18 protein-coding genes and 4 tRNA genes are annotated in these 20,132 nt (G+C 59.7%); 11 read left to right on the forward strand and 11 right to left on the reverse strand.

The features are described 5' to 3' along the window. Window positions 1-42: 42 nt before the first annotated feature. The 4 genes from B472_RS13190 (at window position 43) to B472_RS13205 (ending at window position 2,532) form a co-directional block, all read left to right on the forward strand. Complete coding sequence (locus tag B472_RS13190; RefSeq protein WP_040506108.1) at window positions 43-270, forward strand: DUF6364 family protein; 228 nt, start codon at window positions 43-45, stop codon at window positions 268-270. Beyond that, the gene (locus B472_RS13195; RefSeq protein WP_116798681.1) at window positions 248-724 is read left to right on the forward strand and encodes a PIN domain-containing protein; all 477 of its coding nucleotides are present in this window, start codon (window positions 248-250) and stop codon (window positions 722-724) included. The genes B472_RS13190 and B472_RS13195 overlap by 23 nt, the downstream gene beginning before the upstream one ends. Before the next feature lie 106 nt (window positions 725-830). Continuing rightward, window positions 831-1,583 (forward strand): tRNA (guanosine(46)-N7)-methyltransferase TrmB, encoded by a 753-nt coding sequence (gene trmB, locus B472_RS13200; protein WP_019428296.1) that lies wholly within the window; start codon window positions 831-833, stop codon window positions 1,581-1,583. Between the two features lie 34 nt (window positions 1,584-1,617). Then, entirely contained in the window at window positions 1,618-2,532 is a 915-nt protein-coding gene (locus B472_RS13205; protein WP_040506109.1) for a pseudouridine synthase, read from the forward strand. Between the two features lie 10 nt (window positions 2,533-2,542). On the opposite strand, the gene B472_RS13210 is transcribed toward B472_RS13205, so the two are convergent. Both B472_RS13210 and B472_RS13215 read right to left on the reverse strand, forming a co-directional pair. After that, entirely contained in the window at window positions 2,543-5,656 is a 3,114-nt protein-coding gene (locus B472_RS13210; protein ID WP_019428298.1) for an FAD-binding and (Fe-S)-binding domain-containing protein, read from the reverse strand. Then, window positions 5,653-6,393, reverse strand: coding sequence for a GntR family transcriptional regulator (locus tag B472_RS13215; protein WP_019428299.1), 741 nt, complete (start codon window positions 6,391-6,393; stop codon window positions 5,653-5,655). Before B472_RS13215 ends, B472_RS13210 begins: the two co-directional genes overlap by 4 nt. A gap of 115 nt (window positions 6,394-6,508) precedes the next feature. On the opposite strand from B472_RS13215, the gene B472_RS13220 reads away from it, so the two are divergent. The 4 genes from B472_RS13220 (at window position 6,509) to B472_RS13235 (ending at window position 10,769) form a co-directional block, all read left to right on the forward strand. Beyond that, on the forward strand, window positions 6,509-7,699 hold the full coding sequence (locus tag B472_RS13220) for an alanine--glyoxylate aminotransferase family protein (RefSeq protein ID WP_019428300.1): 1,191 nt from the start codon (window positions 6,509-6,511) through the stop codon (window positions 7,697-7,699). A 69-nt stretch (window positions 7,700-7,768) separates the two neighbouring features. After that, window positions 7,769-8,746, forward strand: a complete 978-nt coding sequence (locus B472_RS13225; RefSeq protein ID WP_019428301.1) for a tripartite tricarboxylate transporter substrate binding protein — start codon at window positions 7,769-7,771, stop codon at window positions 8,744-8,746. Continuing rightward, window positions 8,746-9,534, forward strand: a complete 789-nt coding sequence (locus B472_RS13230) for an enoyl-CoA hydratase/isomerase family protein (protein ID WP_019428302.1) — start codon at window positions 8,746-8,748, stop codon at window positions 9,532-9,534. Before B472_RS13225 ends, B472_RS13230 begins: the two co-directional genes overlap by 1 nt. A 2-nt stretch (window positions 9,535-9,536) precedes the next feature. Next, on the forward strand, window positions 9,537-10,769 hold the full coding sequence (locus B472_RS13235) for a CaiB/BaiF CoA-transferase family protein (RefSeq protein ID WP_019428303.1): 1,233 nt from the start codon (window positions 9,537-9,539) through the stop codon (window positions 10,767-10,769). 24 nt (window positions 10,770-10,793) lie between these two features. Here the strand turns inward: B472_RS13235 and alaS are convergent, their stop codons facing one another. The 3 genes from alaS to B472_RS17100 form a co-directional block, all read right to left on the reverse strand. After that, the gene (alaS, locus tag B472_RS13240) at window positions 10,794-13,445 is read right to left on the reverse strand and encodes an alanine--tRNA ligase (protein ID WP_019428304.1); all 2,652 of its coding nucleotides are present in this window, start codon (window positions 13,443-13,445) and stop codon (window positions 10,794-10,796) included. A gap of 111 nt (window positions 13,446-13,556) precedes the next feature. Beyond that, window positions 13,557-14,627, reverse strand: a complete 1,071-nt coding sequence (locus B472_RS13245) for an NAD(P)H-binding protein (protein ID WP_238147448.1) — start codon at window positions 14,625-14,627, stop codon at window positions 13,557-13,559. After that, a complete protein-coding gene (locus tag B472_RS17100; protein WP_157951980.1) occupies window positions 14,624-14,800 on the reverse strand; it encodes a hypothetical protein in 177 nt (58 codons plus the stop codon). Before B472_RS17100 ends, B472_RS13245 begins: the two co-directional genes overlap by 4 nt. Window positions 14,801-14,860: 60 nt before the next feature. On the opposite strand from B472_RS17100, the gene B472_RS13250 reads away from it, so the two are divergent. Beyond that, window positions 14,861-16,333 (forward strand): NAD-dependent succinate-semialdehyde dehydrogenase, encoded by a 1,473-nt coding sequence (locus B472_RS13250; protein ID WP_019428306.1) that lies wholly within the window; start codon window positions 14,861-14,863, stop codon window positions 16,331-16,333. Window positions 16,334-16,348: 15 nt separating this feature from the next. Here B472_RS13250 and B472_RS13255 read toward each other — a convergent pair whose 3' ends face one another. Next, window positions 16,349-17,371: a hypothetical protein gene (locus B472_RS13255; protein WP_019428307.1), complete on the reverse strand. Its 1,023-nt coding sequence runs from the start codon at window positions 17,369-17,371 to the stop codon at window positions 16,349-16,351. Between the two features lie 73 nt (window positions 17,372-17,444). On the opposite strand from B472_RS13255, the gene B472_RS13260 reads away from it, so the two are divergent. Further along, window positions 17,445-17,518 (forward strand) — tRNA-Gly (locus B472_RS13260). Window positions 17,519-17,579: 61 nt separating this feature from the next. Here the strand turns inward: B472_RS13260 and B472_RS13265 are convergent. Continuing rightward, window positions 17,580-18,221: a 3-oxoacid CoA-transferase subunit B gene (locus B472_RS13265; RefSeq protein ID WP_019428308.1), complete on the reverse strand. Its 642-nt coding sequence runs from the start codon at window positions 18,219-18,221 to the stop codon at window positions 17,580-17,582. A gap of 1 nt (window position 18,222) precedes the next feature. Next, on the reverse strand, window positions 18,223-18,930 hold the full coding sequence (locus B472_RS13270) for a CoA transferase subunit A (RefSeq protein WP_026039809.1): 708 nt from the start codon (window positions 18,928-18,930) through the stop codon (window positions 18,223-18,225). Between the two features lie 135 nt (window positions 18,931-19,065). Here B472_RS13270 and B472_RS13275 point away from each other — a divergent pair, with 135 nt between their 5' ends. Then, the gene (locus B472_RS13275) at window positions 19,066-19,626 is read left to right on the forward strand and encodes a LuxR C-terminal-related transcriptional regulator (protein ID WP_019428310.1); all 561 of its coding nucleotides are present in this window, start codon (window positions 19,066-19,068) and stop codon (window positions 19,624-19,626) included. Window positions 19,627-19,685: 59 nt separating this feature from the next. On the opposite strand, the gene B472_RS13280 is transcribed toward B472_RS13275, so the two are convergent. From B472_RS13280 to B472_RS13290, 3 genes are all read right to left on the reverse strand, one after another. Next, window positions 19,686-19,759, reverse strand: a tRNA-Cys gene (locus tag B472_RS13280). Between the two features lie 58 nt (window positions 19,760-19,817). Next, window positions 19,818-19,893: transfer RNA gene (locus B472_RS13285), tRNA-Gly, on the reverse strand. Window positions 19,894-20,005: 112 nt separating this feature from the next. Then, window positions 20,006-20,081 (reverse strand) — tRNA-His (locus B472_RS13290). Window positions 20,082-20,132 lie beyond the last annotated feature (51 nt).

The following is a 20,132-nucleotide window of genomic DNA, read 5'->3' on the forward strand; positions in this document are numbered from 1 at the left end:
CATAATATGTGTGAATTTCATGCCATTGCGGGAGGTCAAACCATGAACATCACCTTGTCTGTGGACGAACGGGTTGCCGAATCGGCGCGTGAAGCAGCCCGAAAAATGGGCAAAAGCTTGAACCAAGCCGTGCGCGATTACTTGGAGCAACTCGCGGGGCAAGAGCGCCAAGCCGCCGAATGGCAAGCTTGGGAGCAACGCTGCCTCAGCGGTGGCGGAGCGCTCAAAGGCTGGAAGTTTGACCGAGATGCCTTACATGATCGCGGCTGAACCCACGCCCCCTTGGGGCCAACTGCTCGCGCTGCCCAAAACCAGGAGCTTCATCGACACCAACATCTTGGTCTATGCAGACAGCACCGACGAGCCCCTCAAACAGCGCATCGCCATCGACCTGCTGCGTCATCTTCGGTTTGAACGTTTGGGCGTTTTATCCACGCAGGTGCTCAACGAATACATCCAGGTCGGCCTGCGCAAACTGGGTTTGCCTCACAGCCATGTTCGTGCGCAACTGCAGTGCTACCAACAAATGGACTTGGCGGGCGTGACGCCAGACACCATCGACATGGCGCTGGATTTGCACCAAAAACACACCCTGAGTTATTGGGACGCCCTGATTTTGGCCAGCGCCCACATTTCAGGTTGCGCCATCCTGTTGACCGAGGACATGGGCACAGGGGAAGTTCTGGCAGGTGTGCAGTTGGTCAACCCGTTTGCAGCCGCCTGACGCGTCACATCCTCCCTCACATCCTCCCTTTCGTAGCGCCACCTCCAACCACAGCCGCGATAATCGAAGGCTTTGCGAAACACTTCGGCCCTTAAGCCACCCCCTCATGACGACGCCCGAGAACACCCAGCAGCAGCAACCAGCCCAAGAAAATGTCTCCGCACAGGCGGCCCCCGACACACCCTTCATGCGGCAAATCAAAACCTATGTGCTGCGGGCCGGACGCATGGGTTCGGGCCAAATGCGGGCGTTTGAGCAGTTCGGACCGAAGTTCCTCATCCCCTACAGCCCTGCACGGCTGGATGTGCAAGCCGCCTTTGGGCGGCCCGCGCCGCTGATTTTGGAAATCGGTTTTGGCATGGGCGATGCCACGGCCAAAATCGCGCAGGTTCGACCTGGTGACAATTTTTTGTGCTGCGAAGTGCATGAGCCGGGTGTGGGCGCCCTGCTCAAACGCTGCGGTGAAGAAAGCATTGCCAACATCCGCATCGTGCAACACGACGCGATCGAGGTCATGGACCACATGCTGGGCGAAAGCAGCCTGGACGGTGTGCACATCTTCTTCCCAGACCCTTGGCACAAGAGCCGCCACCACAAGCGCCGGCTGATCCAGTCGCCCTTTGTGCACCGCCTGGCCCAACACATCCAACCCGGTGGCTACCTGCACTTGGCCACCGACTGGCAGCCCTATTCTGAGCAAATGATGGGCGTTCTGCGCGCCGAGCCCTTGTTGATCAACACCAGCGAGACGGCAGACGGTTTTGCCGCCAAGCCCGACTACCGCCCCCTCACCAAGTTTGAAAACCGGGGCCTCAAACTCGGCCACGGGGTTTGGGACTTGGTGTTTCGCCGCATCTGAAATGCGCGAATCCGGGCACCCAATTCAGTTGCCCATGCGAGGCATTCAGTTGCCCATGCGCAATGGGGTGAGCGCCAGCGTGGTGTCGGTACCGCACGGTGCACCAGACCTGCTCGATTTTTTGTCCCAGCGCATGCCTGGTATTTCGCGCAGCGAATGGGCCGAGCGCTTGGACCAAGGTCTGGTGCTGCTCGAAGACGGCCAACCGGCGCTGACCCACCAAGCCTGCCACGCGGGTCAACGGTTTTATTACTACCGCCATCTGCCCGACGAGCCCTTGTTGCCGTTTCAAGCTCAGATCTTGTTTGAAGACGCGCACTTGCTGGTGGTCGACAAACCGCACTTCATGCCCGTCACACCCTCGGGCCGCTACGTGCAACAAAGCCTGTTGGTGCAGCTCAAGCGCCTGACGGGCTGTGCCGATTTGGTGCCACTGCACCGCATCGACCGCGAAACCGCAGGACTGGTGTTGTTTGGAAAACGACTGCATGACCGCGACGCTTTCCACGCGCTGTTTCGGGACCACCTGATCCACAAGACCTACCACGCGGTGGCGGCGCATGCGCCGCACCTGCAGCTGCCGCTGGTGCACGCCAGCCGCTTGGCACCCGGTGAGCCGTTTTTCAGATCACAAGAAGTGCCAGGGCCCCCTAACAGCGAAACCCGGATTGCTTTGCTGCACACCGATGGCCAGCGGGCACTGTATGCGTTGGCGCCGATCAGCGGCAAGCGCCACCAGCTGCGGGTGCACATGAACGCCTTGGGCATCCCGATTGAAGGCGACTTGTTTTACCCCACGGTGCTGCGCGGCCCGGATGCACCCGAAGACTTCAGCCAGCCCCTGCAATTGCTGGCCCAGTCGGTTCGATTCACCGACCCCATCACGGGCCAAACCCGCGAGTGGGCCAGCGGGCTGCATTTGACCCTCAGTCCGCCTTCAGGCGCTTGAGCTCGGTGGCTCAGCCCGGCAACAAACTCGCCAGCAACTGACTCAGGTGCACAGCCTCGCGCTGGGCGCCGTCTTGGATTTGGTGACGGCAGCTGGTGCCATCGGCCACAACGATCGCATCGGGTTGTGCGCGCACCGCAGGCAGCAAACTCAGCTCGGCCATTTGCATCGACACCTCGTAGTGCTTGGCTTCATAGCCAAAACTGCCCGCCATACCGCAGCAACTGCTCTCGATCAACTGCGGCTTGGCGCCCGGAATCCAGCGCAAGACCTCCATCACGGGTGACACCGCGTCAAAAGCTTTTTGGTGGCAATGTCCGTGCAGTAAAACTGGGCGGATCACCGGGGCAATCTGCGCTTTGAGCGCGTCCAACTGCCCGGCTTGGGCCTCACGGGCCAAAAACTCTTCAAATAACAAAGCCTGCTGAGCGATCTGTTGAGCGCCCTCGCCCAAACCCATCACCAGCAACTCGTCGCGTAAAGTGAGCAAACACGAGGGCTCCAGGCCCACGATGGGCAAACCGCGCTCGGCAAAAGGCAGCAGACTTTGAACGACCTCGCTGGCTTTTTCACGGGCGCGTTCCACCATCCCCGTGGCCAAATAAGTGCGGCCACAGCACAAGTGTTTGCCGTCGTCTTGCAACTTGGTGGCCACATGGACGGTGTAACCGGCCGCTTGCAGCACCTTGACGGCCGCATGGGCGTTGACCGACTCCAAGTAGCCGTTGAAGGTGTCCACAAACAAGACCACGCCGCGCGTGGCAGCCAAGACCTCTTCGCGGCTGGCGGTCGCTTGTGCAGCGCTTGGCGGGGTGTTGAAGAAGTGCTTCGCCTGCCACTGCGGCAAGCTGCGCTGAGCCGACAGGCCCAGCAGCTTTTCGGTCAGTGCGGCCAACAGCGGCATGCGGTTGCGCAGGTTCAAAACCGGTGCCAGACGCGCTGCCCAGGTCGCGTAGTCGGGCAAGTGGGCCACCAGTTTGTCTTGCAGCGTGTGGCCGTGTTTGGCCTTGTAGTGCTGCAAAAACTCGACCTTCATCTTGGCCATGTCCACGCCGGTGGGGCAATCGCGTTTGCAGCCTTTGCAGCCTACACACAGGTCCATCGCATCGTGCACCGCTTGGCTGGAGAGCGCGTCTTGGCCCGCCAGGCCTTCGATCTGGCCACTCAGGGCCAGGCGCAGGGTGTTGGCGCGGCCGCGCGTCAGGTGCTGCTCATCGCGGGTCACGCGGTAGCTGGGGCACATGGTGCCCGCATCGAACTTGCGGCAATGGCCATTGTTGTTGCACATCTCCACCGCTTTGGCCAAGCCCTGGGCCGGGTCACCGCCGGTGCCGGGTGCGCTGGTTTGCTCGGTCACCGGGTCGTTTTGCACGTCCCAGGCGCGCCAGTCGAGTGCTGTTTGGATGGGCACCACCTTGTACGTCGGGGGGAAACGCATCAAGGACGTGTCGTCCATTTTGGGCGGGTTGACGATGCGCTGGGGGCACAGCAGTTGCTGCGGGTCCATTTCCTGTTTGATGCGGGCAAAGGCCTCGGTAATGCGCGGGCCGAACTGCCAGCCGATCCACTCGCCCCGGCACAGGCCATCGCCATGCTCACCGCTGAAGGCGCCTTTGTAGCGGCGCACCAGTTCGCTCGCCTCTTCGGCAATGGCGCGCATTTTGGCAGCGCCATCGCGGCGCATGTCGAGGATGGGGCGCACATGCAAGGTGCCCACCGAAGCGTGGGCATACCAGGTGCCGCGGCTGCCGTATTTGCGAAACACGCCGGTCAGGGCGTCGGTGTACTCGGCCAGGCTTTCCAGAGGCACGGCACAGTCCTCGATGAAGCTCACCGGCTTGCCGTCGCCGCGCAGGCTCATCATGATGTTCAGGCCCGCCTTGCGAACTTCCCACAGATTTTTCTGCGGCGCATCGTCCACCATCTCGACCACACTGCCGGGCAAGCCCAGGTCGCCCATCAGCTCCACCAGTTCCTTGATTTTGTGCGCGATATCGCCCTTGCTCGGCCCGGAAAACTCCACCAGCAGCACCGCCTCGGGCATGCCGCCGTTGATGTGCGGCGACAAGGCGGTGCGGATGGTGGGTGCAAAGGCCGGGTTCTGCAAAGACAACTCGATCATGGTGCGGTCCACCAGTTCGACGGCCGACAAGTGCCCGACTGGCATGCCCTGCCCGAGCTTGACGATGTGCTGGGCCGCATCCATGGCTTGGTAAAAGCTGGGGAAGTTCACCACGCCCAGCACTTTGGCGCGTGGCAATTCAGACAAGCGCAGGGTGAGCGAGCGCGTCAGCGCCAGCGTGCCCTCGCTGCCAATGAGCAAATGCGCCAAGTTGACCGAGCCGTCCGCGGTGTAAGGCCGCTCGTTCTGGTTGCGGAAAATGTCCAGGTTGTAGCCGGCCACCCGGCGCAAGACTTTGGGCCAGTGCGCTTCGATTTCGCCAGCATGCTGCTGGGCCAGATCGCGCACAAAGTCGCCGATCTGACGCACCCTTCCTTGGGCCTGCTCGTAAGCGCCAAAGTCAAGCAAACTGCCATCCGCCAACCAAGCCTCAGCCCCCAGCACGTTGTGCACCATGTTGCCGTAAGCGATCGAGCGGCTGCCACACGAGTTGTTCCCCGCCATGCCGCCCAGCGTGGCCTGCGCGCTGGTGGACACGTCCACTGGGTACCAAAGGCCATGCTGTTTGAGGGCGGCATTCAGGTGGTCCAACACCAAGCCTGGTTCCACCTTGGCGGTGCGCTGCTCCGGGTCCACCGCGAGAACCTGCCGCATGTGCTTGGAATGGTCGATGACCAAACCCGCGCCCACGGTTTGACCACACTGGCTGGTGCCGCCGCCGCGCGGCACGATGGGCACGCCCAGGTCGCGGCAAATGTCCAGCGCCACGCGCACGTCGGACGCGTCACGCGGCACGAAAACGCCCAAAGGCATGGCTTGGTAAATGGAAGCGTCTGTGGCGTAGCGGCCCCTGTCGGCTGCCGAAAAGAGGACCTCACCCCGCGTGTCCGAGCGCAAACGCTTGGCCAACAAACCGGCCACCTCGTTGCTGGTGCGCGCGACCTTGTCGTAGGCATGGTGGGGCAAGGACTTGGACAAATCGATCGGCAAAGGGGCGTTCATGGGGCGTGTCCTTCTGACTGAAATGGGATACCGCTGAGGCCGGTACCCTCTGGCGAAGCAGAAATGGTCTGGCGTGAACTGCGCAGCTGCTCGATCACCACGTGGCGTTTGTTGTCCAGATGCTGCATCAAAACTCGGCGCAGGGCAGCCGGGTCGCGGGCTTCCAGCGCCTGCACCATGGCGATGTGCTCGTCCACCGCGCGTTGCCATTTGTCACCGTCTTGGTTGGAGCGAAAACGCAGCGCCTGCAAACGGGCATTGACTTGGTTGTAAGTGGCCGTCAACACCGGGTTCTTGGCCGCCGCATTGAAACTGCGGTGGATCGCCGCATTGACCTGGTAATAGGCCGACAAATCACGCCGGGTGTAGGCGGCCATCATTTCGTAATGCAAGGCCTTGATCTCGCTGAGCTCAGCCTCGGTCACGCGCTGGGCCGCCAATTCACCAGACAGCGCCTCCAGACCGGCCATCACTTCAAAGGTGTGGTGCACGTCGGCCTCGCTCAGCTGAACGGCCACCGAACCTCGGTTGGGCAACAGCTCGACCAGGCCTTCAGCAGCCAGCATTTTGATGGCCTCGCGCAAGGGGGTGCGCGAAATGCTCAGCTCTTCGCACAGGGTGCGCTCGTTGAGTTTGCCGCCAGGCGGGATCAGGCCTTCCACCAGCATTTGGCGCAGGCGGTGCGCGACTTGTTCATGCAACACAGGTCGGGCAATGGACAGGTTTTCGGAATCCATGAATTGATTTTGAATACAAAAATTGGGGCAGATGCATTGAATTTTAGGGCAAATGCCCTTGACAAATGTATTTTGAATACAAAAAATATGCAGCATCAGAAAGGCTTTACTTCCCATGCTTGTCACCAATTTCCACCCCACCGGTCGCCACTTCCTGCAAATTCCAGGCCCCTCGCCTGTACCTGACCGCATCTTGCGCGCCATCAGCTCGCCCACCATCGACCACCGTGGCCCCGAATTCGGCGCCCTGGGCCTGAAAGTCCTGGCCGATGTGCAAAAGATTTTCAAGACCCAGCATCCGGTCATGATCTACCCCGCCTCGGGCACCGGTGCTTGGGAAGCGGCGCTGAGCAATGTGCTCCAAGCCGGCGACCACGTGCTGATGTACGAGACCGGCCACTTTGCTTTTTTGTGGAACAAGCTGGCCCAGCAGTTGGGTCTCAAGTCCGAGGTTCTGGGCCTGCCCGGCCTCGAAGGTTGGCGCCACGGCGTGCAAGCCGATCTGATCGAGCAGCGCCTGAAAGCCGACACCGGCCACAGCATCAAAGCGGTGTGCGTGGTGCACAACGAAACCTCGACCGGCGTGACCAGCGACATCGCCGCTGTCCGGCGCGCCATCGACGCGGCCAAACACCCGGCCTTGCTTTTGGTGGACACCATTTCGGGCCTGGCCAGCGCCGACTACCGCCATGACGAATGGGGTGTGGACGTCACCATCAGTGGTTCCCAAAAAGGCCTGATGCTGCCGCCTGGCATCAGCTTCAATGCCCTCTCCCCACGCGCCATCGAGGTCAGCCAAAAAGGCGGCATGGCCCGCAGCTACTGGGCCTGGGGCGAGATGATCGAAATGAACAAAAACGGTTACTGGCCCTCCACGCCCAACACCAACTTGCTGTATGGCCTGAGCGAAGCCTGCGACATGCTGCTGGCCGAGGGCCTGGACAAAGTGTTTGCGCGCCACCAGCGCTGGGCCGCTGGCGTGCGGGCGGCCGTGAACGCCTGGGGCCTGCCCATCCAGTGCGCCGACCCGGCGGTCTACTCCCCCATCCTGACCGGCGTCATGACCCCCGAGGGTGTGGACGCGGACGCGGTGCGCAAAGTCATCCATCAGCGCTTTGACTGCTCGCTGGGCACGGGCCTGGGCAAAGTCAAAGGCCGCATGTTCCGCATCGGCCACTTGGGCGACAGCAACGACCTGACCCTGATCGCCACCGTGGCGGGCTGTGAAATGGGCCTGAAGCTCTCAGGCGTGGCGCTGCAAGGCAGCGGCGTGCAGGCCATCATGGACCACTTTTCTAGCCACTGAACACAGGACATCCAAGCCAGGGCTTTCCGTTTTCTCGCGTGCATTTCCAACATAACCCAAGGAGACAACATGAAACGCAGAACCTTTGTGGCCGCTACCGCTGCCACAGCCGCAACGATGGCGGCCCCGTCAATTCAGGCCCAAACCTTGCCTGCCGGACCGGTGCGCATCCTGGTGGGATTTGCCCCAGGAGGCGGGACCGACATCTTGGCCCGCATCGTGGCGCAAAAGCTGCAAATCATGTGGGGCGTCACCGTGTTGGTGGAAAACCGTGCGGGCGCGACCGGGGTGATCGCTGCCGAAGCAGTGGCCAAGGCGGCGCCTGACGGCAACACGCTGCTGATGGCGCACATCAACAGCCATGCCTTGGCCCCGGCTCTCATGCCCAAACTCAACTATGTGGTGGACCGAGACTTCACACCTTTGACCTTGGTGGGCATCACGCCCAATTTGCTGATCTCGAACAACGACCAACCCGCCAAAACCGTGGCCGAATTGGTCGCTCAATGCAAAGCCAACCCCGGCAAGGTGAGCTTTGGTTCTGCCGGTCAAGGCTCGGCCCAGCACATGGCGCTCGAGTCTTTCAAATTGGCTGCAGGTGTGGACACCATCCACATTCCCTACAAGGGATCAGGCCCCATGTTGGCGGATTTGATTGGGGGCCAGATCGGCTATTCGTTTGACACCATGACCGCTGCGACTCCGCACGTCAAAAGCGGCAAAGTGCGCGCGATTGCTCAAACACGGGCCAAGCGGGCCTCCAGCTACCCCAATGTACCCACCATGGTCGAGGCGGGCTTTCCCAACTTTGAGGCCACCACTTGGTACGGCTTGGCAGGTCCGGGCAAGATGCCCCCAGCCATGGCTCAGCGCATGAACGAAGACATCAACAAAGTGTTGCTCATGCCGGATGTGATGGAAAAACTGGCTCAGTTCGGCGCTGAAGATGGCGGCGGCTCGGCCCAGCGATTTGCAGACTTCATCCGCAGCGAACAAGTCAAGTGGGCCAAAGTGGTCAAAGACAGCAACGTGAAGCTCGATAGCTGATGACCGAGACCTTGGCAGCAGGCACCGTGGAACTTGCCATCCGGCAAGGTGTAGCCACGGTGATCTTCAACCGACCCCAGGCGCGCAATGCGATGACCTGGGGCATGTACCAACAACTCAGCCGCCACTGCGAAGCGTTCAAAGCCGATACCAGCGTGCGCGCCGTGGTGTTTCGTGGTGCCGGAGGGCAAGCCTTTGTGGCAGGCACCGACATCGAGCAATTCACAGCCTTCAGCACGGGCGAAGACGGCGTGGCCTACGAGGCGCAAATCGAAGCCTGCATTGACTTGCTTTGCGCTTTGCCCATGCCCACCGTGGCGGTCATCGAAGGCTGGGCTGTCGGCGGCGGCCTGGCCATTGCCACCGCTTGCGACTTTCGCCTGGCCACACCGGGCTCGCAATTGGGTGTACCGATTGCCAAAACCTTGGGCAACTGCTTGTCGGTGGCCAACGTGGCGCGCCTGAGTGCCGCTTTCGGGCCGCAACGCGTCAAACGCATGCTCATGCTGGCCGAGATGATCGGCGCGGACGAAGCCCTGGCCTGCGGCTATTTGCACCAACTGGCTGAACCCACCGACATGGAAGAGGCCACCAGCGCTTTGGTGCAGCGCCTAACGGCCTTGGCTCCGGTCACACAGCAGGTCAGCAAACAGGCCCTGAACCGCTTGGTTCAGCACGCCGCACCCGAGGCCGAAGACCTGATTCGCCTGGCCTATGGCAGCGAAGACTTTCATGAAGGCGTCAACGCCTTTGTGGCCAAACGCAAACCCCTTTGGAAAGGCCGCTGACGATGTCGAACATGGGAAGCAAGAAAAAGGCCCCACGTCCCGGACCCTTGGCCGGTCTGCGCGTCCTTGAAATGACACAGATCATGTCGGGCCCTACCTGTGGTCTGCTGTTGGCCGACATGGGGGCTGATGTCATCAAGATCGAAAAGCTCCCCGGCGGCGATGACGCTCGGGGCTACCGCGACCCGCAAATCAACGGCGTGTCTGCGCCCTTTTTGATGCTCAACCGCAACAAGCGCGGCCTGGCCATTGATTTGAAAAAACCGCAAGGCCGCGCCCTGCTGCTGCGCATGGTCAAAGACGCCGATGTGCTGGTCGAGAACTTCCGGGGTGGCACCATGGAGAAGCTTGGGCTGGGCTACGAGACCCTGCGCGAAGCGAATCCGGGCCTGATTTACTGCGCCATCTCTGGCTATGGCCGCACCGGCCCCTATGCCGACAAGGGCGGCTTTGACCTGATCGCCCAAGGCTTTGCCGGACTGATGGCCGTGACGGGGGAGCCCGGTCGGCCCCCTGCCAAAAGCGGCAACGCCGTGTCCGACATGAACGCGGGCATCTTGGCGGCCACCGGCATCCTGGCGGCCTACATCCACAAGCTCAAGACCGGTGAAGGCCAGATCGTGGACACCTCTTTGAGCGACGCTGCCCTGCAGCAAACCTATTGGCACGCCGCCGTCTGGCTGGCCACGCAGCGCGAACCACAGCCCACGGGCTCGGCGCACATCCTGACCGCGCCCTACCAGGCCTTTGAAGCCAGCGACGGCTGGATCAACATCGGTGGCGCCAACCAGAGCAACTGGGAGCGCATTTGCACGGTGTTGGGCCACCCCGAATGGCGCGAAGACCCCCGCTTTGTCACGAACAGCGACCGCATGGCGCACTTGGACGAATTGGTCACGCTCATGAACGCGGTGCTGCGGCAACGCACACGCGCCGAATGGCAGGCTGACATGGATGCTGCGGGCGTGCCTGCAGGACCGGTGCACACCATTGGCGAGGCGCTGTCACACCCGCAAACGTTGGCACGCGGCATGGTGGTCACGCTGGAGCACCCGCAAGCGGGCACCACGCGCGGTATTGGTTGCCCGATCCACTTTTCGCAAACACCCACCGACACCGGCCAAGCCGCGCCTTTGCTGGGGCAACACACACGCGAACTGCTGCAAGAGCATGGCTTGAGCGAAGCCGAGATCAAGGACTTGATCGCGCAAGGCGCCGTGTCTCAATCAAGTTGAGACGCCTCAGGGATCAGCGCTTGTTCAAACCCGCTCAGCCACCCAAGCCTGTACGCTGGCCATGGCGGCGGGCAATGCGGCAGGATTGGAGCCACCGGCCATGGCCATGTCGGGTTTGCCACCGCCTTTGCCCCCGACCTGGCCTGCGACAAAGCTGGCCAAATCGCCCGCTTTGACTTTGCCCATGCTGTCGGCGGTCACGCCAGCGGCGATCTGCACTTTGTCACCCTCGACAGCCGTGAGCAAGACCACAGCGGTCTTCAGTTTGTCCTTGAGTTTGTCCACGGTGTCGCGCAAGGTCTTGGCGTCAGCGCCTTCCAGCTTGGCCACCAGCAGCTTGACACCCTTGACGTCCACCGCTTGAGTCATCAGCTCGTCGCCCTGGGCCGAAGCCAGCTTGCCTTTGGCCGCCGCCAGTTCTTTTTCCAGCGCCTTGACCTGGTCCAACACTTGGGCAATGCGGTTGTTCAGCTCAGCAGGCTGGGCCTTGAGCGTGCCTGCAGCTTGCGTCACGGTGTCTTCGAGCGACTGCAGATACGCCAATGCGTTTTGGCCCGTCACGGCTTCGATGCGGCGCACGCCAGCGGCCACGCCGCCCTCGCCCACGATCTTGAACAGGCCAATGTCGCCCGTGGCTTTGACGTGGGTGCCGCCGCAGAGTTCGCGGCTGGTGCCAATGTCCAGCACGCGAACGGTCTCGCCATATTTCTCACCAAACAGCATCATCGCACCAGTCTTTTGGGCGCTGTCAATGTCCATCACTCGGGCTTGTGCCGCCGCGTTGGCCAAAATTTCGGCGTTGACCTGGGCTTCGATCTGGCGGATCTCGGCATCGGTCACGGGGGCGTTGTGCGCGAAGTCAAAGCGGGTGCGCTCGGCGTTGACCAAGCTGCCTTTTTGCTGCACATGGCTGCCCAGCACTTCGCGCAGGGCTTTGTGCATCAAGTGGGTGGCGGAGTGGTTGCGCACGGTGGCGGCGCGCAGGGCCATGTCCACATGCGCCTGCACCGCGTCGCCCACTTTCAGGCTACCGGATTGGATTTCGCCATGGTGGCCAAACACATCGGCCTTGATCTTGAGCGTGTCGGCCACGTTGAACTGCCCGCCCGCGTTGTGGAGCATGCCCTGGTCGCCCACCTGACCACCTGACTCGGCGTAGAACGGTGTCGTGTCCAGCACCACCACGCCTGCTTGGCCCGCCTTCAGCTCGGTCACAGCGTTACCGTCGGCGTACAAAGCCAGCACTTTGGCGTGGGACGTCAGGTCGTCATAGCCGACAAAGTCGTTGCCCGCGCCCGTATAGTCAAGCGCTTTGTCCATCTTGAATTTGCCGGCCGCGCGGGCCTGGGCCTTTTGCTTTTCCATGGCGGTGGCAAAACCGGCTTCGTCCACGCTCAGGCCGCGCTCACGGCACACGTCGGCCGACAGGTCGAGCGGGAAGCCATAGGTGTCGTGCAGCTTGAAAGCCACTTCGCCCGGCAGCACCTTCACGCCACCCTCCAGGGCCGCATCCAGGATCTGCATGCCGCTTTGCAGCGTCTCGAAGAAACGCTCTTCTTCAACACGCAAAACATCGGCAATGCGCTCGGCCTGATCGGCCATGTTGGGGTAAGCCGCGCCCATGAGTTTCACCAAATCGGGCACCAGCTTGTGGAAGAACGGGGTCTTTTTGCCCAGCAGATAGCCGTGGCGAATAGCGCGGCGAATGATGCGGCGCTGCACATAGCCCCGGCCTTCGTTGCTGGGCACCACGCCGTCGCTCACCAAAAAGGCGGTGGCGCGGATGTGGTCGGCGATCACACGCAGCGACTTGTTCTTCAGGTCAGCACAGCCGGTCTCGCGCGATGCGGCTTGGATCAGCGCATCAAAAATGTCAATTTCGTAGTTGCTGTGAACGTGTTGCAGGATCGCCGCCAGGCGCTCCAAGCCCATGCCCGTGTCCACGCAAGGCGCGGGCAGCGGCGTGACGGCACCGGTTTCGTCCATGTTGAACTGCATGAACACGTTGTTCCAGATTTCAATGAAACGGTCACCGTCTTCGTCAGGGCTGCCGGGTGGGCCGCCGGGAATGTGCGGGCCGTGGTCGTAAAAGATTTCAGAGCAAGGACCGCAAGGACCGGTGTCGGCCATCATCCAGAAGTTGTCGGATTTGTAGCGGCCGCCCTTGTTGTCGCCGATGCGGATGATGCGGTTCTCTGCCTGGATGCGCTCAGGCGTCCAGCCGGCTTTGACAAAAATGCCTTCCCAAATGGCATGGGCCTCATCGTCTTCCATGTAGACGGTGGCGTACAGCTTGTCGGCGGGCAGTTTGTAGACCTGGGTCAGCAGCTCCCAAGCCCACTCCAGCGATTCGCGCTTGAAATAATCGCCAAAGGACCAGTTGCCCAGCATCTCGAAGAAGGTGTGGTGGCGGGCGGTGTAGCCCACGTTTTCCAGGTCGTTGTGTTTGCCACCGGCCCGCAAGCAGGCCTGTACGGATGCAGCACGCACATACGAGCGCTTGTCAGAGCCCAAAAACACGTCCTTGAACTGGACCATGCCCGAGTTGGTGAACATCAGGGTCGGATCATTGCCCGGCACCAAGGGGCTGGAGGCCACCACGGTGTGCCCCTTGGACTCGAAAAAGTCCAGGAAAGTCTTGCGGATGTCGGAGACGGAGAAAGTGGCTTGGCTCATGGGGGGGTGTTTTCGCTCAAAGTGCAACCCCGCATTATAAGTTTGGGCATGCTCTGTAGAACTGGGCAAAACCGCACGCGCTCAAAGCCCTGAAGTCAGGAACAAACCCGCTTAAAAAACGGCGTGTTCTCCTCGATCGGGCGCACCCTCACCTTTGACCCAACGGGCATAGGCGTCGAACAGCGTTTGTGACCCATGCGAGGGCGTGGCCTGCTCATCGTAGCGCTGTGCCTGAGCGTCCCACACCAGCATGGATTCGGTGGCGTAGTAGCGCCCAATGCGGGCCAGCTCGGCCTTGTTCGCAGCGGCTGGAATGAGCTTTCCCAGCACGCGCAAAACACCCACGATCAGGTCCAACAGGCCTACCGGAACACGCTTGAAGCGCGGTGGCATCCCGAGCAAAGCAAACAAATGCTCGCCTTGCGCCAGCGGCGTGATGGCCGGCCCGGGCCCGCCTATGGGCAAGATCTGGTTATGCCGCGACGCATTGTCCAGGCACCCAGCCAAGAAGTTGGCCAAATCGTCGTCGCTGATGGGCTTGCAAGCAGTCAACTGCCCATCGCCAAAAATCAAGAATGGCTTGCCTTTTTTGACCCGCTCAAGTTGTCCAGACAGCGATTTGAAGAATGCAGTTGGGCGAACGATGGAGTAGGTGATGCCCGACTCGATCAAGGCTTTTTCAAAGGCCAATTTGGCGTGTTGAAACGCCAGCAAGGGCTTTTGCACACAAATGGCCGAGAGTTGCACAAAATGCTTCACCCCCGCCGTTTGTGCCGCCTTGAGCGCCCACAGGTGCGCTTGATGGTCGACCTTCCAGGCGTCTTGGGGGGAGCCCATGCGCGAGGCCATGCAAGAGACCACGGCATCAAAAGGGGTTTGCGCCAAACCCGGTTGCAGCCACACACGCTCATCGTCTGCACTGCCCCAGAGCAGCGTGGCCCCTGACAGGCGCTCCGGCAGTGCCATGTCCGCTGGCGTCGGTCGCCCCCCTTGGCGAGGCCTCACCAGGCAAACCACCTCGTGGCCATTTTTCAGCAAGGCCCGCGCAGTGGCCATACCGATCGTGCCGGTCGCCCCCAGTAAAAGCACGCGCAAGCGGGGCCTTGACTCCGAAGGGCTCGCCGCCAAGGGTGCCGGGGGGTTGGGGCTCAACACGGGGCGGATAGGCTGCTCGGTGGTCACGCCGCGAACTCCAAAAAATTCAGAAAAATGAATGTTACTGTCATTGCTTTCAGCGGATTGTGATTCGGAAAAAGTCTTGCACGCTGCAAAACACCGGAAAACAGCATAATTGCTGGCTCATGCAGTGCGAAAAACTGAGCAGGTGCCATGCGCCTCAGATTTTGGTACGCCATGTCACATTTTCAGCCGGCAAGCACTCAGCAGCCGGGTAATCACCGACCAACTTGAAGACCATGACCGCATCACCACTCACCCAACTCAACGACCCCACTTTGCTCAAAACCGACGCCCTGATCAACGGCCAATGGGTCGCGGGCAGCCAGCGTTTTGACGTGACCGACCCGGCCACCGGTGGACATCTGGCCAGCGTGGCCAACCTCGGTGCCGCCGAAGCCGAAGCCGCCATTGCAGCAGCCAACGCAGCCTGGGGCCCTTGGAAAACCAAGACCGCCAAAGAGCGCAGCATCATCCTGCGCAAATGGTTTGACCTGCTGATCGCCAACACAGAAGACCTCGCTCGGCTCATGACCGCAGAAAACGGCAAACCACTGGCTGAGTCGCGTGGCGAAGTTGCCTATGGTGCGAGCTTTGTGGAATGGTTTGCCGAAGAAGCCAAACGCGTGAACGGCGAAACCTTGCCCCAGTTTGACAATAACCGCCGCCTGCTGGTGCTGAAGCAGCCCATAGGCGTGTGCGCGGCGATCACCCCTTGGAACTTTCCCTTGGCCATGATCACCCGGAAGGTCGCCCCAGCCTTGGCGGCAGGTTGCCCAGTGGTCATCAAACCCGCCGAGCAAACGCCGCTCACGGCCTTGGCTGCAGCCGAGTTGGCCATCCGCGCCGGCATTCCTGCTGGCGTGCTCAACATCATCACCGCCGACGGCCAGCAAAGCATCGGCATTGGCAAGGTGCTGTGTGCCAGCAACGTGGTGCGCCACATCAGTTTCACAGGCTCCACCGAAGTGGGTCGCATTTTGATGGCGCAGTCGGCCCCCTCGGTCAAAAAAATGTCACTCGAATTGGGGGGCAATGCGCCTTTCATCGTGTTTGAAGACGCCGATATCGACAGCGCAGTCGAAGGCGCTTTCGCCAGCAAATACCGCAATGCGGGTCAGACCTGTGTGTGCACCAACCGCTTTTATGTGCATGAATCGGTCTACGAAGAATTCGCCACCAAGTTCGCAGCCAAAGTCAAAACTGCCAAGGTCGGCAATGGCTTCGCCGAGGGTGTGAACCAAGGCCCTCTGATCGAGCCCTCGGCCCTGGACAAGGTCGAGCGCCATGTGAACGACGCCATCGCCAAAGGCGGGCGCGTCCTCACGGGCGGCAAGCGCCTAAGCGGCCAATTCTTTGAACCCACCGTGATTGCAGACGCCAACGCCGACATGGTCTGCGCCAAGGAAGAGACCTTTGGTCCGTTTGCGCCCATTTTCAAGTTCAAGACCGAACAAGAAGCCATTGATGCGGCCAACAACACCGAGTTTGGATTGGCCAGCTACTTCTACAGCCGCGACGTGGGCCGCATCTTCCGTGTGAGTGAAGCACTCGAATACGGCATGGTCGGCATCAATGTGGGCATTTTGGCGACCGAGCATGTGCCTTTTGGCGGCGTCAAACACTCGGGTCTGGGCCGTGAAGGCTCCAGTCACGGCATGGAAGACTATGTAGAAATCAAGTACCTTTGCGTGGGCGATATCTTGAAATAACCCACCGACAAATGATCACCGCCCGTTCTTTGCAACGGTTAAATGTTGCAAAGACTCAGATGAGAAGATGCCCCGAAAAGGCAAGGTGAACTCATAGTCTTGCAACAAAGCGCTGTGAACCCAAGCGACCGAGTCGGCCCACGCTGGCTCGGCCCTCAGGCTCCATTCCACAAAAGGAGCCAGGTAGGGTTTTTCAGCCCAAAGCGCCGGTCTTGCAACCTGCTGGTAGGCCGGTGAATTTGTCCAAACATTGCCTGGCCACCAACTCAGCCCCATGCACAAAGCCGTCAAGGAGGGCAGCAACCAAGATTTGCTCCGCAGCAGCAAGGCATCGTGACGGGTCAAGGCCAACACCAAGGCGATCACACCCGCAAAAAACTGGCACAGGTTGAGCAAGCCAAACAACAAAGAAGCCCCCAGCACAACAGGCGTCATGACCGTTTTGCGGTATGCCGCTGACAATTGCTCTGGGGTGATTGTGGGCGCGAAAAATCCACCGACCAATTGCGCAGAACCTGATTCAGCATCCAAATCATCCGGTGACAAACCCGCCAACGAAGAGGCCCACAAGGCACTCATCACCGGGCGAATGTCTGCAGGCGCCGGGCTGCTCAACAAGGTCTCGCCACGCAGCTGCATTCGGCCATTCAGCGCTTCTTGCGTACTCAGCTGCGAGCGCCAACTCATCATCAAATCTTGGTCATCAGCGCGAGAGACGATGGTGTCCACCAATGCTTTTTGAAAATGCCACATGCTGACCAAGCCCAAAGTGCAGCAGAGCAACACCAACACAACACGGGACTTCACGAAACGGTCAAACCAACGCATCAACAACAGGGCCAAACCCAAGCCAGAAACAACACGCCCCCAAAGTTCGATGTCGTGCAATTGTTCTGGGGTAGTGGCCAGCTGCAGGTCACCCGCCAACTCCAACAACCGGTGATTGAAAGACAACTCCAACACGGCGTAGCAAGCCAGTACGGTCAAAAACCAAACTTGTAAATTGAGGGTTTGGGGTTTGACAATGGGGATTCGCATGCATCAATTTTAACTTTATTGTTCATTTAAGACAGCGCCGATGCGCGACTTTGAACGATTAGAATGCCTCCACGCGGGTGTCGTTTAATGGTAGGACTTTTGCTTCCCAAGCAAATAACGAGGGTTCGATTCCCTTCACCCGCTCCAAGCCTCCATGCCAAGCAAAAGGCCCCTTTCGGGGCCTTTTGCATGTGCGGACTTGAGGGGGTCAAAAGTGCAATTTCACACCCGTCTTGCTTTGCAGTAACTCAGGCGTCACGCCTGGGGCCAGCTCCATCACTTTGAGGCCCGCATCGGTGACGTCCATCACGGCCAAGTCGGTGATGATGCGGTCCACCACACCCACACCCGTCAAAGGCAAGGTGCAGCTGGGCAAAATCTTCATGTCTTCGGTGCCGTCTTTTTTCTTGGCCACGTGTTCCATCAAGATGATCACGCGCTTCACACCTGCCACCAGGTCCATCGCGCCACCCATGCCCTTGACCATCTTGCCGGGGATCATCCAGTTGGCCAGATCGCCCTTTTCGCTGACTTGCATCGCACCCAGGATCGACAAGTTGATCTTGCCGCCGCGGATCATGGCAAACGACTGTTCGCTGCCAAAGATGGACGAGCCCTTGATGGTCGTAACGGTTTGCTTGCCTGCGTTGATCAGGTCGGCATCGACTTCGTCTTCATTGGGGAAAGGGCCAATGCCCAGCATGCCGTTTTCGCTTTGTAGCCAAACTTCTTTATCAGCCGGCACAAAATTGGCCACCAGCGTGGGGATGCCGATGCCCAGGTTCACATAAAAACCGTCTTCCAGTTCGTGGGCCGCACGCGCGGCCATTTGGTCTTGACTCCAGCTCATATCAAACTCCAGCCTTTTCAGTGATGGTGCGCTTTTCGATGCGCTTTTCGGGGTGCGCGTTCAACACAATGCGGTGCACGTAGATGCCAGGCAAATGAACGCTGTCGGGGTGCATCTCGCCAGTCTCGACAATCTCTTCGACCTCGACCACACAGATTTTTCCGGCCATGGCCACAGCCGGGTTGAAATTGCGTGAGGTGTAGCGGAACTGCAAGTTACCGGACTTGTCTGCACGGTGTGCCTTGACAAAAGAGACATCGGGCACCAGCGAGCGCTCCATGACGTAGGTCTCGCCGTCAAACTCGCGCAGCTCCTTGCCTTCGGCCACCAAAGTACCGACACCCGTCTTGGTAAAAAAGGCCGGGATACCCGCGCCGCCCGCTCGCAGCTTTTCAGCCAGCGTGCCTTGGGGTGTGAACTCCAGAGCCAGTTCACCGGCCAGGTATTGGCGCTCAAACTCTTTGTTTTCACCCACATACGATGCAATCATTTTTTTGATTTGGCGCGTCTGCAACAAAATGCCCAAACCAAAATCATCCACGCCCGCGTTGTTCGAAATGGCGGTCAGGTTTTGCACACCGCTGTTCTTGAGCGCATCGATCAAGGCTTCGGGAATGCCGCACAGGCCAAAGCCGCCCACGCCAATCAATTGCCCGTCAGCGACGATGCCTTTCAAGGCCTCGGCTGCGGAAGGAAAAATCTTGTTCACGCCTGTCTCCATGTGGTGATTGATAGCGCTACGATACTACGTAATGAGATACGTAGTTTTTCGTAGAGTCCGCCCCTGACATGGGTCTACCTTGACTTGTCAGCGTTAGACTGAATTTGCCATTGCACAGAGAAAATGAACACCGACATTGATTACCGTCTCGCCTTTGATCTTGCACCCATCGGCATGGTCCTCTCGCGTAACCGAGCCATCGTTGACTGCAACCAGTGCGTCTGCGACATGTTTGGTGTCACCAAGGAACAACTGATTGGCCAAAGTTTTCAGCTCCTTTATCCCAGCGCTGACGAGTACGAAAGAACTGGTCAGCGCATCGCGCCGATTCTGAACACACAGGGCGTTTACGCGGATGACCGCATCATGAAGCGGGTGGACGGCCGCTTCAAAGGAGAAACCTTCTGGTGCCATGTGACGGGTCGAGCCTTGAACCGTGCATCGCCCCATGCAGCCGGCATTTGGACTTTTGAAGACCTTTCCGCGCGCAAACCCGTCAAGGCCGAACTCACAGCCCGAGAGCGTGAGGTAGCGGCCCAGCTCATGATTGGACAGACCAGCAAGGAGATAGGCAAAGCTTTAGGGATCAGCCACCGCACAGTCGAGATCTACAGGGTCAAACTGATGCGCAAGTACGAGGCTTCAGGTACCGCAGATTTGATACAAAAACTGATACGGGGGTGAGAGCACACACGTCAAAAAAAATCCCGCTGAAAGCGGGATTTTTGTGTTGTCGTTTTGACTGGAGGCGCGACCCAGAGTCGAACTGGGCTCGACGGATTTGCAATCCGTTGCATAACCGCTTTGCTATCGCGCCGAAAAAACGGTGAGTGACAAAAACAACTTTGTCAAAAGAACTCGGAGATTCAAAAAAATGGAGCGGGAAACGAGGCTCGAACTCGCGACCTCAACCTTGGCAAGGTTGCGCTCTACCAACTGAGCTATTCCCGCATTGAGCCTCAAATTATACATCGCTAAACGATGAAGGCTCCAAAAACAAAGCGCAAAAAATTCAGCTTCAACAAAAAACCCAAGTTTTAAAACTTGGGTTTTTTGAACAACCTGGGGTGGCTGATGGGGCTCGAACCCACGACAACAGGAATCACAATCCTGGACTCTACCAACTGAGCTACAGCCACCGCGAAGCAGAGATTATAGCCTGAAGAAACAGGCGATGGGCTTGGCAAAAG

The sequence above is a fragment of the Limnohabitans sp. Rim28 genome, assembly GCF_000293865.2.
In the GTDB taxonomy this organism is placed as follows: Bacteria; Pseudomonadota; Gammaproteobacteria; order Burkholderiales; family Burkholderiaceae_C; genus Limnohabitans_A.